The 14,025-nt window shown below is 60.8% G+C and carries 18 protein-coding genes and 1 pseudogene; 8 read left to right on the forward strand and 11 right to left on the reverse strand.

The window, feature by feature from the left end; genetic code table 11:
* Position 1 precedes the first annotated feature (1 nt).
* Positions 2-922: a hypothetical protein gene (locus MU553_RS05115; protein ID WP_247376428.1), complete on the forward strand. Its 921-nt coding sequence runs from the start codon at positions 2-4 to the stop codon at positions 920-922.
* A 314-nt stretch (positions 923-1,236) separates the two neighbouring features.
* Here the strand turns inward: MU553_RS05115 and MU553_RS05120 are convergent, their stop codons facing one another.
* Positions 1,237-1,536 (reverse strand): hypothetical protein, encoded by a 300-nt coding sequence (locus MU553_RS05120; protein WP_247376430.1) that lies wholly within the window; start codon positions 1,534-1,536, stop codon positions 1,237-1,239.
* Between the two features lie 528 nt (positions 1,537-2,064).
* Positions 2,065-2,331, reverse strand: a complete 267-nt coding sequence (locus tag MU553_RS05125) for an ArsR family transcriptional regulator (protein ID WP_247376432.1) — start codon at positions 2,329-2,331, stop codon at positions 2,065-2,067.
* A gap of 354 nt (positions 2,332-2,685) precedes the next feature.
* On the opposite strand from MU553_RS05125, the gene MU553_RS05130 reads away from it, so the two are divergent.
* Positions 2,686-3,735, forward strand: a complete 1,050-nt coding sequence (locus MU553_RS05130) for a site-specific integrase (protein ID WP_247376434.1) — start codon at positions 2,686-2,688, stop codon at positions 3,733-3,735.
* Positions 3,736-3,986: 251 nt separating this feature from the next.
* On the opposite strand, the gene MU553_RS05135 is transcribed toward MU553_RS05130, so the two are convergent.
* The 8 genes from MU553_RS05135 to thpR all read right to left on the reverse strand — a co-directional run bounded on the left by MU553_RS05135 (position 3,987) and on the right by thpR (position 8,664).
* The gene (locus MU553_RS05135; protein ID WP_247376436.1) at positions 3,987-4,757 is read right to left on the reverse strand and encodes a hypothetical protein; all 771 of its coding nucleotides are present in this window, start codon (positions 4,755-4,757) and stop codon (positions 3,987-3,989) included.
* Between the two features lie 114 nt (positions 4,758-4,871).
* The gene (locus tag MU553_RS05140; protein ID WP_247376437.1) at positions 4,872-5,087 is read right to left on the reverse strand and encodes a heavy-metal-associated domain-containing protein; all 216 of its coding nucleotides are present in this window, start codon (positions 5,085-5,087) and stop codon (positions 4,872-4,874) included.
* 164 nt (positions 5,088-5,251) lie between these two features.
* Complete coding sequence (locus MU553_RS05145) at positions 5,252-5,758, reverse strand: hypothetical protein (RefSeq protein WP_247376439.1); 507 nt, start codon at positions 5,756-5,758, stop codon at positions 5,252-5,254.
* Positions 5,759-5,770: 12 nt separating this feature from the next.
* Complete coding sequence (locus MU553_RS05150) at positions 5,771-6,436, reverse strand: translation initiation factor IF-6 (protein WP_247376441.1); 666 nt, start codon at positions 6,434-6,436, stop codon at positions 5,771-5,773.
* Positions 6,437-6,438: 2 nt separating this feature from the next.
* Positions 6,439-6,714, reverse strand: a complete 276-nt coding sequence (locus tag MU553_RS05155; protein ID WP_247376443.1) for a 50S ribosomal protein L31e — start codon at positions 6,712-6,714, stop codon at positions 6,439-6,441.
* On the reverse strand, positions 6,714-6,866 hold the full coding sequence (locus MU553_RS05160) for a 50S ribosomal protein L39e (RefSeq protein WP_247376445.1): 153 nt from the start codon (positions 6,864-6,866) through the stop codon (positions 6,714-6,716). Before MU553_RS05160 ends, MU553_RS05155 begins: the two co-directional genes overlap by 1 nt.
* Positions 6,867-7,183: 317 nt before the next feature.
* Positions 7,184-7,993, reverse strand: a complete 810-nt coding sequence (locus MU553_RS05165; protein WP_247376447.1) for a ZIP family metal transporter — start codon at positions 7,991-7,993, stop codon at positions 7,184-7,186.
* 113 nt (positions 7,994-8,106) lie between these two features.
* Positions 8,107-8,664: an RNA 2',3'-cyclic phosphodiesterase gene (gene thpR, locus MU553_RS05170; RefSeq protein ID WP_247376448.1), complete on the reverse strand. Its 558-nt coding sequence runs from the start codon at positions 8,662-8,664 to the stop codon at positions 8,107-8,109.
* 150 nt (positions 8,665-8,814) lie between these two features.
* On the opposite strand from thpR, the pseudogene MU553_RS05175 reads away from it, so the two are divergent.
* The 4 genes and pseudogenes from MU553_RS05175 to MU553_RS05190 form a co-directional block, all read left to right on the forward strand.
* Positions 8,815-9,552 (forward strand): annotated as a pseudogene (locus tag MU553_RS05175) (tetratricopeptide repeat protein); the annotation flags it as partial.
* Complete coding sequence (locus tag MU553_RS05180; protein WP_247376452.1) at positions 9,552-9,842, forward strand: DUF424 domain-containing protein; 291 nt, start codon at positions 9,552-9,554, stop codon at positions 9,840-9,842. The pseudogene MU553_RS05175 and the gene MU553_RS05180, both read left to right, overlap by 1 nt.
* A 68-nt stretch (positions 9,843-9,910) precedes the next feature.
* The gene (locus MU553_RS05185) at positions 9,911-11,008 is read left to right on the forward strand and encodes a mandelate racemase/muconate lactonizing enzyme family protein (protein ID WP_247376454.1); all 1,098 of its coding nucleotides are present in this window, start codon (positions 9,911-9,913) and stop codon (positions 11,006-11,008) included.
* Positions 11,009-11,062: 54 nt separating this feature from the next.
* Positions 11,063-11,470, forward strand: a complete 408-nt coding sequence (locus MU553_RS05190; protein WP_247376456.1) for an acyl-CoA thioesterase — start codon at positions 11,063-11,065, stop codon at positions 11,468-11,470.
* A gap of 36 nt (positions 11,471-11,506) precedes the next feature.
* Here MU553_RS05190 and MU553_RS05195 read toward each other — a convergent pair whose 3' ends face one another.
* Positions 11,507-12,166: a helix-turn-helix domain-containing protein gene (locus tag MU553_RS05195; RefSeq protein WP_247376458.1), complete on the reverse strand. Its 660-nt coding sequence runs from the start codon at positions 12,164-12,166 to the stop codon at positions 11,507-11,509.
* 265 nt (positions 12,167-12,431) lie between these two features.
* Between MU553_RS05195 and MU553_RS05200 the strand changes: the two genes are divergently transcribed.
* On the forward strand, positions 12,432-13,676 hold the full coding sequence (locus MU553_RS05200; RefSeq protein ID WP_247376460.1) for an aminotransferase class V-fold PLP-dependent enzyme: 1,245 nt from the start codon (positions 12,432-12,434) through the stop codon (positions 13,674-13,676).
* Positions 13,677-13,846: 170 nt separating this feature from the next.
* Positions 13,847-14,023: a hypothetical protein gene (locus MU553_RS05205; RefSeq protein ID WP_247376462.1), complete on the forward strand. Its 177-nt coding sequence runs from the start codon at positions 13,847-13,849 to the stop codon at positions 14,021-14,023.
* Positions 14,024-14,025 lie beyond the last annotated feature (2 nt).

Raw genomic sequence — 14,025 nt, forward strand, 5'->3', positions numbered from 1 at the left:
CATGTTTGATTTCCTACCCTGGAGTAAACGAAATAGCGAACCTGAACAACGCATACATGAAGAAATAACACCTCCTGCCAGAAAACGGATCGCGCATTCTCTCCGTTTCGTAGAAAAAGAAGACATCTCCTCGGCATATGACACGTTAGTAGAACTGACTGGAAATGATCCACATTGGTTTGAGTACTCCCATAAAAGAAAACAGGAGCAATATAATTTCATCCTAAATGTAGATGATCAAGACATTTTGTTAGACTATTTAGAATTTCTGTTAAACACCATCTGGCGAAGCAGGGGGTCATATAGTACGCCTACTTATAGCACGAATGATTTGATTGAGGCCTGTCTGAAGGTTGAGATGGCATTAATTGAAGAAGGAATTTTAATTCAAATGAAACCCTCCCCTTCTGAGGAAATGATAAAAGATGAATGGAATCGAAATGACTATCATAAAATCATCTTTCAACAATTGTCTGATGAAACTATAATAGAATCGGACCAAGAACTTCGCGTCTTAGCACTTGGTGATACTTGGAAAGAACCTCTTGAAGGCTACAATGAAGCTTGGCAATTGTACAAGGAAGGAACATTCACGTATGTAATTCCAGAAAAACTCTATAATAGTCTTGAAGCAGTTTGTGAAAGAATTTGTATTGACAATGAAGAGTGGTTGGATGAGAGTGCTGGACTCGGTGATTGCATTTCCGAACTTCGGGAACAAGGTCTATTTAAACCAAATGATGAGATGGTAGCAGAATGGCAGAAAATAGCTTCCGGGATACAAGTTGGCGTTCAGAGAGCTGGTGGAGACCGAAAACGACATGAAAAAATTGATCAAGATTACTTAATATTGTTACTTCATCAGGTATCATCATTCTTGACATTTGTCATAAAGAGATACGAAAAGGAAATTCGAGAATAGAGGCTTAGAAAATTGCATTTATCGATCAATATGGGTAGATGGTTCCCTCTGATTCCTAACGGTTCAATCTCCCAGCTCGTTGTATGCCTCAATCAAGCCGCATCCACCAACCACCGAGCGACCCACCCAAACTGTCGGTCGGCTCGACGCGATCTCGATACACTCGAAATTGAATGAAAGGTTACTCTGAATTCCTCAGCAATCTATGGGAGGCCTGGAACCGTCTGTGCCCCCCTCACATGGGGGGTACACACGGAAGCCCGGCCGTTTTGAGGGACCGAAGGGACCGATATCATCGGCTGTGACAAAATCTGTTAAGAAGCTTTTCTATTGTCCTTGGTCTTTGTGCCTTCAGTAATTTCGTATTTTACACCGGTTTTTGAAGATTCTGTTACAATAATGTCTGCGTTTTTATATTCTAACGATTCGCTCATTTTATTGATCCTCTGAAGCCCTACATAAAGACTCCCGACTAGTACTATTAAAACAACACCCATGATCACAATAAAGAAGTCGCTTTTCCCATTAAGAGACCAAGTTGCAATAAACCCGCCAGATGCTCCACTCATGATATCTCTGAATGCTCGTTCAAACTGCTCTTCTTTGTTTATCATAATTTGGTCAATGTATCTTCATTAGTTAAGTGCTATATTACTATTTGTGCATAGAGTATGATTCTTTGACATCTATAGTACAAGTACAACAGTTAAGTCCCAATATTCCATAGATCTCCTGGCCCATTCTCCATGGAAGCTTAAACCGACATCTTTGTGTACGAAATCTGGCAAACTCCGACTCGCCAATTTAATATTAATTTGAACTCATCCGCTGTATAACTGTTCCAAAACCCGCGGATGGCGCGGTCGTGGATACAGCTCAACGTCGATCTCACCATCGAGATATTGCTGACCTCTTGTCGTCAACTCGACTAAATCCATGTCGTCGGTCAGGAATCCGACGAGATCTGCGTCTGCGAGGACTCGACAGCGCTCTTGAATCTGTGACTCAGTCGCGTGGAAGCCCGCTATTTTCGACATTAAACTTGGCGTCGACATATCTTCATCTCGGAGGTGTTCCAGGATTCGGTCATCCAGTGCTTCTTGCCAACTTGCGGTCCTGCGAATCGTCATGATGGAGGGTCGTTATACGTCGTTCGTCTCTTGTTCCGATGCGATACCTTCGCTGTTTACTCCGTTTTCGTCGATATAGACGCCTTCCTCCGCGTCGTATCGTTCTTCGAGATACGCTTCTCCTTCCTCGGTGATCACGTAGGCTCCGTTCCCGACGTGCTTGAGAAGCCCATGTTCGGACAACTTCTTCATGCGCCGTCCGATCTGAGTCCGCGACACTCTGATCAGACCGCTGTCGTGGATCTCTTTCGGTGTCCCTGTCCCCTCGTTTTCTCGCATCCACTCCAGTATCCGGTCATCCCAGACACTTTGCCACGAACCAGATAGACGCATTGGAGATGTCTATACATCCGCGCCCACCTAATTCACTCTTTATACAATCTTGTGCCCGCTCTAGTACTATTTGGTTGTTCGATACATTTATGCACTCTACGACTAATTGTGATTCTGCGGGCCACTGGCTGGTGGCTCAGTGTCGCCAGAAAAGGCCGTGCTGGAACACGGCCCGAAGGTGGTCCGTCCCTCGACCATGAACGACGGAACCTTGCAGGGGCGTACGCCCCACGAGAGCGTAGTCGCATCATCCGATAAAAACAGTTGGACTACCAGCTGTCGCGCTCGCGGGGGTGAGAGATGACCGACCTCGACCCGATCTCTCCCGTCGACGCTGTGGCGATGTACCACGATGCCATGCGCGACGAACACGCTGAATCCACACGCAAGAGCGCGAAGCACCGCCTTCGTGCTTTCATCCAGTTCTGCGACGAGGAAGAGATCGAGAACCTGAACGAACTCTCCGGCCGCGATCTCTACAAGTATCGGACTTGGCGACGCGAAGGCCAAGGAGATGGTCGCGACCCGATCAAGCTCGTCACGCTCAAAGGACAACTCGCGACGCTTCGCCGGTTCCTCCGTTTCGCGTCGAACATCGACGCCGTCCCGCCGGAGCTGTACGAGCAGGTCACCCTGCCGGTGATGAAAAATGGCGAGGACGTGTCAGATACGACGCTGAAACCTGCGCGGGCGATCGACATTCTCGACTATCTCGAAAACGCGCAACCCGCTTCTCGCGACCACCTGATCGTGCTGCTGCTCTGGGAAACCGGTGCGCGTACCGGCGCGATCCGCGGCCTCGACCTCGGCGATCTCGATCTCGACGGCTCCCACCCGCGACTCTCCGGACCTGCGGTTCACTTCGTCCACCGCCCGGACACCGGGACGCCACTCAAGAACCAGGAGAAAGGAACTCGGTGGAACCGGATCAGCGAGAAAGCCGCCCACTTCATCGCGGACTACATCGAGTACCACCGGCCCGACGTGACCGACGAGTACGGTCGCGACCCGCTGATCACGACTCAGTACGGTCGTCCGTCGGGCAATACGTTTCGGACCACTCTCTATCGCGTCACCCGCCCGTGCTGGCGCGGTGCCGAGTGCCCGCACGATCGCGACATCGACGACTGTGAAGCGACTCACCTGGACAAAGCGAGCCGGTGTCCCTCGGCTCGATCACCCCACGACGTGCGTAGCGGTCGGGTGACCTACTATCGTCGAGAAGACGTGCCCCGTCGAGTCGTCAAAGATCGACTCAACGCGAGCGAGGATATTCTCGATCGGCACTACGACCGTCGGAGCGACCGCGAACAGGCCGAACAGCGCAGCAACCACCTTCCTGACCTGTGAAAATGATGTGTGCTAACATTCCAGTCTCACAATCCCGAAAGTCCTGCTCCCATCGTGCCCGTCCACCTTTTTTCTCGTCGGGTTCGCCTGCGGCGAACCGCTCCTCGCAAAAACGTGGGCGAAAAAGGGCTGCTGGCTCCCGCTGGTCGCCAGCAGTGAAACGCCTCGCTTCGCTCGGCGTATGCTCTGTGATCAACGGAGACTTCTAGAGTAACAATATACTGTCGTACCACTGTCTAAACTACTCTCCGTTAGGATTCGCCGAGTTTCATCCGCTCGGGAACCACCGTCCCGTCGGCCCTGCCGAGTTCGATCAGGCCGGACGTGAGGAGGACGCCACCGATGCCGGCGACGAGGAGCGCACTGGCGGCCGGTGGGAGCAGGTCTGTGCCCGCGGTGCCGACGACCGCGCCGGTGGCGAAGCCGAGTTGTGGGGCGGTCACGCCGACGAGTCCCCAGCCACGGCTGGCCGTTGCGTAGAGGCCGCCGACGGCGACGGTCTCGACGACGGCGTGGCCAGTCAACAGCGCGACGGCGGCGAGACCGAGGCCAGCGTCCGCTGTGTAGACCCCGGCGACCAGCACGCCTTCGACGGTTCGGTGGGTGAGGATCGCGCCGAACGTGCTGTCCGCACAGGGACCACAGTCCGTGAGGGCTCTGTTCCGGACGAGCCAGGCGAGGCTGATACCGGCGACGCCGCCGACGACGGCGTATCGCCCCCGATCGACTCCCGCCGCGACCAGCCCGAGGGCGCCCAGAGCGACGACGAGCCACACGATCCACTGGGGCTGGGACGGGGACGGGGTCTGTGCGGGACGCGCCCGCCGACGGGTGACGACTCCGAGGCCGACGAGGAAACTGACGAGCACCGAGAGGGAGACGACGACGCCGAACGCGACCGGTGACTGGGCGGACGACGTCCCAGGGTCGTGACCACTGGCGACTCCCGGGACTCGCGTCATCGCGAGCAGAACGCCGATCGCCACGCCGAGGCCGCTCGGTCTGAGTCTCTCAGCACACATGTGTCCTCCCTCCGCTGTCGTCCGCCCGTCGGCTGGCACGCCGATGACGGGGGAAGCCACACCTTCTCCTCGCCGATCGACGTGGGTGCTGTGGGGTCACACCGACGCCGGTACTTACCGGTTCGCAGAGAACCCGAGTTCGTTGATCTCATCCACGAGCGCGTCCACGTCCAGATCGTCGTCGCCCTCTACCTCGACGGTCCCTTCGATGTAGTTGGCACTGACCCGCTTGACACCCGGCTTGTGGCGGAGTTCGTCCTGTATCGTGTCTTCACACCCGTTGCATTTCATGTCCGAGACGTTGATCTGGTGGGTCGAAATCGAAGCCATGTGTCACAGTACCTAACGCACTACCGCTCAAAAGCCGTTGTTCCGATATTGATGCGCCTGTGGACGGACTGATCGGCTGTTTCTCACCGATCGAAGCTCCTTGGAACCGAATACATCTCGGAGTTCTTCCCCTCCCCTCTCCGCGAACTCGCCACCGCGTATCGCTAGCCCGTCGCGTTGATCGGGTTCGGGAGCGGGTAGAGGTTCGCCGTGGTTTCCTCCTGATCGACGGTGCGAACGGGGCGGCCGTTCATCGTGACCACGAAATCCGGGTCCGGCAGGTCCGTCGCGACGTTGACCGTCGTCGCTGCCCGGCAGCTCTCGTTCTCGAATTTCAGGCTGTTTGACTGGACCGTTTCGAGGGCGATCTCGTAGTCGCCGGTCTGTCGCTGGGAGACATCGACGGTGACGTCCGTCCCACGCGGGTGGACGACGGTCGCGTTCAGCGTCGTCGTCCATCGCTCGCCGCTCGCGATGACGTGAAGCCAGCCGGCGTTCGCTCGCGGGCCGTCGTAACAGGACGGGCCGCCGCTACTGACGCTGGTCGGGAGCGTCGAGTCGTCCAGGGGCGCCGAGTTCGCGCCGCTAACGACGATTCCACCCACGAACCCGATCAGCAGGCCGGCAGCGAGAACGAAGAGAAGAGAACTGGCAGCAGCACTGTCGCGCATCGAAACGGGCTCTCAGTCGATGTAGTCGAGCGCGGACTCGATACGCCCCAGTTCCGGTCCGGTGGTGTCCTGGCCGACGACGTAGCCGGACTCGTTCGCGAGCAGTCCCGACCCGACGAGGGGACCACCGTAGTTGATGGTCCCGATGTCGGCGGGGACGTCGAGTAGCTCCTCGAGGAAGTCGAGTTCCTCGTCGGTCGATTTCGGGTGGCAGAGTACGCCGCGGTCGGTCGCGACGGCTGCGGTCCCGACGGTGCGGACGCCGGCGAGCGTCCCGCGTTCGACGGGCACGTCGAGGCCGTCTTTGACGGCCTGCACGGCCTCTCGCGGGAGGTCCGGGTGGACGTACGCGCCGCTGTTGTTGGCGAGGACGACGTTCCCGGCGGCGTTGATCCGGCCCGGGAGCTCGGTGATGGGTCGCTCGTACTGCTCGGCGATCCGCTCGCGCTCCATCTCGGAGATGCGGCTACTGACCAGCAGGCCGCTGTCGTTCCCGGTGGCGAGGGCGCCGACCGTTCCCGAGCCGCCGACGGTCGTCGGGATCGCCGGCACGTCGAGTTCCTCGGCGACGTCCTCGCGGACCTGCTCGTCGATGTCCGGCCGGATCAGGAGACAGTCGTCCGTGGCCCGGGCGAAGACGCCGACGTACGCCGAACCGGCGAAGGCCGCGCGAAGCAAAGCTATGCCGTCTCTGCCTCGACGACGCTCTCGCCCTCTTCCTCGAAGCGAGCGGCGCGCACCCGAAGCTTGCTCGGGGGCTTTTTCTGGCCCTGCGACCAGACGTCCTCGTTGATCGAGGCGTCGAGGCGGACGTCGTCTTCGTCGACGTTGAAGTGCTTCGCGAGGTGCTCGCGGATGATCGTCATCGCTCGGCCTGCACGCTCGTGTTTCGGTACCGCGTTGACGTCACGGAGCGGGACGGTGATGACCCGCTCTTCGAAATCACTTGCGCTCATTATTCGTCAGTGTCGCTGCTGCGCCAGTTGCGGCGCTTGGGGTTTCGCGAAACGTCGCGATCCGTCTTCATCATGATCCAGGCAGGCACACGGCTGTTCTGCCGGTCCTTCTTGGCGAGGCGCTTTTTCTTGGCCTTCGACTTCTTACCCATAGTGCGCTCTTCTTCCTCGCCACCGCTTAAATTTGTGTTCTTTCGAACCCACGTTTTTCTTCGTCACCAGAACGCCCGCGTTCTGGTTGGCTCACGAGAACTTTGTTCTCGTGAACGTCGGGTGTCCTCGCGAGCTAAAGCTCGCTGCGGGACCTGCGTGGCGGCTTCGCCGCCACGTTTTGAGGTTGCGGGCCAGCGGCCCGCAACCCACTCCTCGAAAAACGTGGGCGAAAAACTGCTGCTGACTCGGCCTTTGGCCTCGCCAGCAGTGAACCGGCGGCCAGCGGCCGTCGGATGCTATCAGCGACGGTTCTTGATCAGATGAACGCCAGCGGCACCATCACGAGGACGCCCACGACGAGTCCCGAGATGAGTTCCCGGTGACCGCGATTCGGGAGTCCGGCCCCGTGTTCGAGGGCCTCGGGGATGAACTCCGAGAGCACCAGATACACCATCGCGCCGGCGGCGAAGCCAAAGCCCGCGGGCAGGAACTCCTTGGCGATGCGGACGAAGTAGAAGGCGAGCACCGCCCCGATAGGCTGGGGGAGGCTGGAGAAGACAGCCCACCACACCATCTTCCAGTTCGAGATGCCCATCGACCGCAGCGGGATGGAGATGGCCAGTCCCTCCGGGATGTTGTGGATGGAGATGGCCACGGTCATGAAGATCGCGAGGAGCGGGACGACGAACGGCCCGAACGTGAGTCCGCCCGCGAGGTTCAACTCGGCGAACGAGACGCCGACGGCGACTCCCTCGGGGAAGCTGTGGACCGTCAGGATTCCGAGAATGAGCACGAGCTTCTGGAAGTCGGCTTGCTCGAAGTCCTTCGAGTCGAAGTGGTGATCCGAAATGACTCTGTTTGCGACGATGACGAGGACGACGCCGGCAAGCAATCCGCCGATCATCAGGTACACGTCGAACTGGCCGTCGGCTTCTGCCAGGCCCTCCATGACGAGCCCGAACAGCGACGCGGAGACCATGATGCCCGACGCCAGTCCCCAGAGCCCGACCTGCAGTCGCTCGCTGACGTCGTCGAGGAAGAAAAACGGGAACGCACCGATCCCCGTCGCCAGTGCCGTGATCAACCCCGCAACGAAGACTAACACCAGATTCGCCAGCAGTCCCATACTCGTCCTCGACTTGCCCCTCACGCGGCTTAAGAATTATCACTAATGTGATTGTTTTGGGTGGCCTAAACCGGGGGACGCGCGCTGGCCGTCTCGCCAATCGGTCAGCTGATTTATAACTCGAACCGTTCGAGCGTCGCGTACTCGGGACCGTCCGCAGTGAGGACGCTCTCGGTCAGTCGGACCTCCTCGACGTGCATCGTCCCGACGGTCGGTTCTGCCTCCCTGACTGTCTGTTGCACCAGTTCTTTTCCGCCAGCGTGTTCCATGCGTGCGAGCGTGACGTGGGGCGTGAACTCGTGGTCCTCCTCGTCGAATCCCAGGTCGACCAGTCGCGGTTCGATGGCCGACTGGAGGGTCACCATCTCGTCGCTCCCGGCATCGACGCCGAGCCACACGACGCTGATGTAATCCAGTGAGGGAAAGACGCCGAGGCCGCCGAACTCGGCCGTGAACGGTCCGACGCTCGCGTCAGCGACGGCGGCGTCGAGCGCGTCGACGATCGCGTCGACGCGGTGGGACGGGGTGTCGCCGAGGAACTTCATCGTGACGTGGGCCTGCCCGGGGTCGGTGAAGTTCAGGCCGGGTGCGTCGGAGAACAGGTCCTGCACGGTGGCGACCTCGTCTTCGAGCCCGTCGAGGTCGATGCTCACGAACAGTCGCTTGCCCATGGCGTCCACTACAGTCGATTCGTGCTTGAACCCACCGGCGATTTGTCAGATCGCCGCGGGTGGTCCCAGTGAGTCGGCGCGACCGTCACGTCCGAGCGCCGGCCGGTCGGGGACGTAGCCCTTAACCGGCTCCCCGCCCAAACCGGGCACATGACCGACAGAGACTCCGAGGAGCACGACTTCTCGGAGGGGCAGGGTTTCGACGACCCCTACGAGGAGTTCGATCTCGATCCGCCGGAACTGGCGGTCGACCCGGACAAGGTCGACCCCGTCGACTCGCGTGTCCTCGCCGACATGCTCGACGACCGCAACCTCGCCAGCGAGGAAGTCGACGCCGAACAGCTGCTGGAGGTCGGCCTGGAGTACATGCACATCAACCGCTTCGAGCAGGCCGCCGACGCCCTCGAACGCACAGCACGGTACGCCGAGGACGACCGCATCGCACAGGAGGCCTGGACCAACAAAGGCGCCGCTCACGCCCAGCTCGAAGAGTACGACATGGCGATCGGCGCGTACAAGGAGGCCATCGACATCGACGCTTCCAGCGATCACACCGCGACCGCCGAGACCAACCTCGCATACGCGCTCTGGGAGTCCGGCCGCTCCGAACAGGCCTTAGAGCACGCCGAGCGCGCCGTCGAGATCGACGAGCGGTTCGCCGAAGCGTGGTACAACCGTGGCTTCTTCCTGCTGGAGCGCGGCCTCGCCGAGGACGCCCTGAACTGCTTCGACAACGCCATTCGCCTGGGCCACCGCAACACCCAGGTCCTCGAAGAGAAAGCGATGGCGCTGGAGGAGATGGGCGAGTACGACGAGGCCGAGGAGGTCGCCGCGGAGGCCGAAGAGATGCGCGAACGGGCCGAACAGGACCTCGTCCAACAGCGAGAATGATCCTCAACGAACGCGACACGGACGAAGGACTGCTGGTGTCGGTCTGTGACCCCGACGTGCTCGGGGAGACCTTCGAGGATGGGCCGATCTCGCTGACGGTCGACGAGGAGTTCTACGACGGGGACCCAGTCGACGAGGACGCCGTCGTCAACAGCCTCGCGAAGTGCGCGGTCGCCAACCTCGTCGGCACCGAAGCGGTGGGCGTCGCCATCGAGCACGGCTTCGTCGACGAGGCGAACGTCCTCGACATCGAGGACACCCGCCACGCCCAGATGCTGCGGATGTGAGCGGTTCCTTTTGAAAGCCTCGTAACACCGGCTGAATACTTATTGAGATACCCGTTGGGGTACGTGACATGCAGATAACGGGTGTCAATCAGTACAACCTCGAACACCAGGCCGAGGGCGCGTTCGAGCCGACCTGGATTCCGGAGTATCCGCAGGGGACACACGAGGTGGCGCTGTTCGAGATCGAGACCGACGCAGGGATCACGGGGTACGGCGCGATGCCGAGTTTCGCCGGCGGCATGGACTTTGCCGAGCCGCTCTCGCTGTTCTTGCTCGGCGAAGACCCGCACGACGTGGAGGGTATCCTGGGGAAATTAGAGAGCGTCAACCTCATCGGGCCGCGCCCGTGGGGCGTCGAGATCGCGCTCTGGGACGTCATCGGCAAGGACGCAGGCAAGCCCATCTACGAACTGCTCGGCGGGAGCGCGAGCGAGATCCCGATCTACGCCTCGACGGGAGAGGTCATGCCCGCAGACGAGCGCATCGAGTACGTCGAGGACCGGCTCGACGAGGGCGTCGAGGCCGTCAAACTGCGGGTGACCGAGGTCGAACACCTCGACATCGTTCGCAAAGTGCGGGAGGCGTTCCCGGACCTGACGCTGATGGTCGACGCAAACAAGGGGTGGGCCGTCCGGGTCATGGACGACGAAGTCGCGTGGTCCTACGGCGATGCCCTCGAATTCGCGCGCGGCCTCGACGAAATCGGCGGCGTCGAGTGGCTCGAAGAGCCCCTACCGCGGCACGACTACGCGCAGTACGCACGCCTGCGCGACGCGGTCGACGTGCCCATCGCCGGCGGCGAGTTCAACAACGGCATCCACCACTTCCGCGAGTTCGTCGAGCACGGGTCGCTGGACGTGCTCCAGCCGGACGCTGCCCTGGCGACGGGGATCAAGCGTGCCAACGAGGTGGCGGCGATGGCGCGCCAGCACGGCCTCCGGTACGTTCCCCACACCTGGACGAACGGGATCGGGTTCGTCGCGAACCTCCACGTCATGGTCGCCAACGACTCGCCGTGGTGTGAGTTCCCCATGGAGCCGCCGTGGGACCCCGAGGTACGCGACTTCCTGCTGACCGAGACCCTGGATCACGAGGACGGCTTCGTCACGCCGCCGGACGGTCCCGGACTCGGCGTCGAGATCGAGCCGGACCTTCTCGCGGAGTAGTCGATCCTGCAGCGAACCGTAAGGGGGACAACCGCGCACCTCTCGGTTCCGGTAATGACAGACGCCGCATTCGAGTTCGTGACGGAGATGGAGATTCGCTATCGGGACCTCGATCCCTGGGACCACGTCAACAACGTCGTCTACGGGACGTATCTCGAACAGGCCCGCATCGAGTACATGGACGCCGTCATCGACGAACCGCTGGAGGACCGGGACTTCGTGCTCGCCCACCTCGAACTGGACTACCACCAGTCGGTCGAGTACCGCCACGACCTGACCGTCGCGGTCCGAGCCAGCGACATGGGCACGTCGAGCCTCTCCTTCGCCTACGAGGTGCGCGCCGACGGTGACGTCGCTGCGACCGGCGAGACCACGCAGGTCCACATGGGCGCGGACGGCCCAGCGCCGTTGCCCGAGTCCTGGCGGGAGACGATCGAGCGCTTCGAGCCGGCACTCGACTGATACCTGGCTGCCGACGGCTACAACCGACGGGTGTGGTCACGCTGGATCGTTCATGAGGCGACCCTCGACGAGGTGCTGTTCGATGAGCCGTTGCTGGGCGCGTTTCAGCCGCTCGGACAGCGACGGCGGGGAGATGCCGAGGGCGCCTGCGACGTCTGCCTGCGTGGCTCCTTTCGGAACGTCGAAGTAGCCCATCTCGTAGGCCGTGATGAGCGCCTCGAACTGTTCGTCGGTGAGGCCGTCGTCCGGGTTGGCTTCCGTGGCGTCCTGGAGGCGGACGACTTCCATCGCCATGTCCTGGTCGGTGATGAACTCGCGGGTTCTGATGAGCTCCTCGCGGTCGGCGAGATAGCCGGTCACGTAGATGCCGTCGGGTTCGATGCGGACGTGGCTGATGACGCCGTTGACCGACGAGTTCTCCGGCAGGTGCGTGAGCGTCGAGTCCAACCGCACTCGGTAGAGACGTGCCGTCTGGCACTCGGAGACGATGTCGGTGCCTCTGCTGTTTGGCAGGTCAGCGAACGCCGCTTCGAGGTCGTCGAACTGGTCGCCCTCGGCGCGGACGAACAAGCAGAGCACGTGTTCGGATTCGATGCGCCAGCGCTCGACGGTGAGGCGCATTTCGGGCACCGTCGCCGCGACCTCCGTGATGTACAGTCCTTCTCCCCACTGCCGGTACTCCACGATGAGGCCCATACCCTACTCACCTCAGACTGCGTTCCGTTCCCTGACCACGGTCTTCGTACTGATCTCTGACGCTGTGCGCTCCCCACCCACACTCATGCTCACCCCTTTTCATTCTCGTGAGATAATTGTTTGGATATGACACGCTTGGCGTGGTTCCACACACGACGGGCGAACGGTACCGTTCGTGCCAGTCCGAGCCCACCGTCGTGGGTACTTCCGGCGGGACTCAGTTGGACCGAAGAACAGTTCTGTCCCCAACTCTTAGGCGCACCTAATGGAAACTCCGCAGACCGAACCGCTCGACGTCGAGCGCATCCGTCGGGACTTCCCCGTCCTGGAGCGGGAGTTCGACGGGACGCCGCTCGTGTATCTCGACAACGCGGCGACCAGCCAGACGCCCGAACCGGTCATCGATTCGATCACCGACTATTACCGCCGCTACAACGCCAACGTCCACCGCGGACTCCACCAGCTCTCCCAGGAAGCCTCGATCGCCTACGAGGAGGCCCACGACCGCGTGGCCGAGTTCATCGGCGCGTCCGGTGGTCGCGAGGAAATCGTCTTCACCAAGAACACGACCGAGTCGATGAACACCGTCGCGTACGCCTGGGGTCTGGCGAACCTGGAGCCGGGCGACGAGGTCGTCCTCACGGAGATGGAACACCACGCGTCGCTCGTGACCTGGCAGCAACTCGCCAAGAAGACCGGTGCCGAGGTGAAGTACATTCAGGTCGACGACGAGGGCTACCTCGACATGGACCACGCCCGCGAGCTGATCACCGACGACACCGCGATGGTCAGCGTCGTCCACGTCTCGAACACGCTCGGGACGATCAATCCCGTCTCGGACCTCGCCGATCTCGCCCACGACCACGACTCGCTGATCTTCGTCGACGGCGCCCAGTCGGTCCCGCACATGTCCGTCGACGTGGAGGCGATCGACGCCGACTTCTTCGCGTTCTCGGGCCACAAGATGTGCGGCCCGACCGGCGTCGGCGTTCTCTACGGGAAGCGCCACCTCCTCGAAGAGATGCAGCCCTACCTCTACGGCGGGATGATGATCTCGAAGGTGACCTTCGAGGACTCGACCTGGCACGACCTCCCCTGGAAGTTCGAGGCCGGCACGCCGGTCATCTCCCAGGGCATCGCGCTCGCCGAGGCGTGCGATTACCTCGACGAGATCGGCATGGACCGGGTCGAACAGCACGGCGAGCGACTGGCGGAGTACGCCTACGAGCGCCTCAGCGAGTTCGACGACGTCGACATCCTCGGGCCGCCGGGCGACGACCGCGCTGCCCTCGTCTCGTTCAATCTCGATACCGTCCACGCCCACGACGTGTCGGAGATCCTCAACAGCCACGGGGTCGCCGTCCGGGCCGGCGACCACTGCACCCAGCCGCTCCACGACAAACTCGGCATCCCGGCCTCGACGCGTGCGTCCTTCTACATCTACAACACGCAGGAGGAAGTCGACGTAATGGTCGAGGCACTGGCGGACGCCCGCGAGTTGTTCGCGTAACTGCGAGCGAACGGAGTGAGCGAGCGATTTTTTGGTCCAGCTTTTTGCACGAGTGATTCGTGAGCGGTGCGAACGAATCCGAGTGGAAAAAGGTGGTCTCTACCGAGTGACCTCTCGACGTGTCGTCGGGTCCGTAGCTTCTACTAGGGGGCTGTGGTACGGTGTATCGTATGGCACTCTGTCCGCACTGCGACGCCGACGTCACCGAGTGGGCACAGCGACTCGAACAGGCACCGGCGGCGAACACGCCGAAGGTGTGGACCTGTCCCGAGTGTGAAACCATCCTCGGGATCTCGGACTGGGGGACGACGGAACGGGACCAGCGACCGCAACAGCCGACGCAGTAGTT

The organism is Halorientalis brevis (genome assembly GCF_023077655.1).

Bases quoted from the DNA above. Each gene is read 5' to 3' on its own strand.
- MU553_RS05115 (WP_247376428.1), top strand. From the start codon at position 2: ATGTTTGATTTCCTACCCTGGAGTAAACGAAATAGCGAACCTGAACAA.
- MU553_RS05140 (WP_247376437.1), bottom strand. From the start codon at position 5,087: ATGGCTTCGATTTCGACCCACCAGATCAACGTCTCGGACATGAAATGC.
- MU553_RS05190 (WP_247376456.1), top strand. From the start codon at position 11,063: ATGACAGACGCCGCATTCGAGTTCGTGACGGAGATGGAGATTCGCTAT.
- MU553_RS05160 (WP_247376445.1), bottom strand. From the start codon at position 6,866: ATGGGTAAGAAGTCGAAGGCCAAGAAAAAGCGCCTCGCCAAGAAGGAC.
- MU553_RS05200 (WP_247376460.1), top strand. From the start codon at position 12,432: ATGGAAACTCCGCAGACCGAACCGCTCGACGTCGAGCGCATCCGTCGG.
- MU553_RS05145 (WP_247376439.1), bottom strand. From the start codon at position 5,758: ATGCGCGACAGTGCTGCTGCCAGTTCTCTTCTCTTCGTTCTCGCTGCC.
- MU553_RS05120 (WP_247376430.1), bottom strand. From the start codon at position 1,536: ATGATAAACAAAGAAGAGCAGTTTGAACGAGCATTCAGAGATATCATG.
- MU553_RS05185 (WP_247376454.1), top strand. From the start codon at position 9,911: ATGCAGATAACGGGTGTCAATCAGTACAACCTCGAACACCAGGCCGAG.
- MU553_RS05205 (WP_247376462.1), top strand. From the start codon at position 13,847: ATGGCACTCTGTCCGCACTGCGACGCCGACGTCACCGAGTGGGCACAG.
- thpR (WP_247376448.1), bottom strand. From the start codon at position 8,664: ATGGGCAAGCGACTGTTCGTGAGCATCGACCTCGACGGGCTCGAAGAC.
- MU553_RS05180 (WP_247376452.1), top strand. From the start codon at position 9,552: ATGATCCTCAACGAACGCGACACGGACGAAGGACTGCTGGTGTCGGTC.
- MU553_RS05195 (WP_247376458.1), bottom strand. From the start codon at position 12,166: ATGGGCCTCATCGTGGAGTACCGGCAGTGGGGAGAAGGACTGTACATC.
- MU553_RS05155 (WP_247376443.1), bottom strand. From the start codon at position 6,714: ATGAGCGCAAGTGATTTCGAAGAGCGGGTCATCACCGTCCCGCTCCGT.
- MU553_RS05135 (WP_247376436.1), bottom strand. From the start codon at position 4,757: ATGTGTGCTGAGAGACTCAGACCGAGCGGCCTCGGCGTGGCGATCGGC.
- MU553_RS05125 (WP_247376432.1), bottom strand. From the start codon at position 2,331: ATGCGAGAAAACGAGGGGACAGGGACACCGAAAGAGATCCACGACAGC.
- MU553_RS05130 (WP_247376434.1), top strand. From the start codon at position 2,686: ATGACCGACCTCGACCCGATCTCTCCCGTCGACGCTGTGGCGATGTAC.
- MU553_RS05165 (WP_247376447.1), bottom strand. From the start codon at position 7,993: ATGGGACTGCTGGCGAATCTGGTGTTAGTCTTCGTTGCGGGGTTGATC.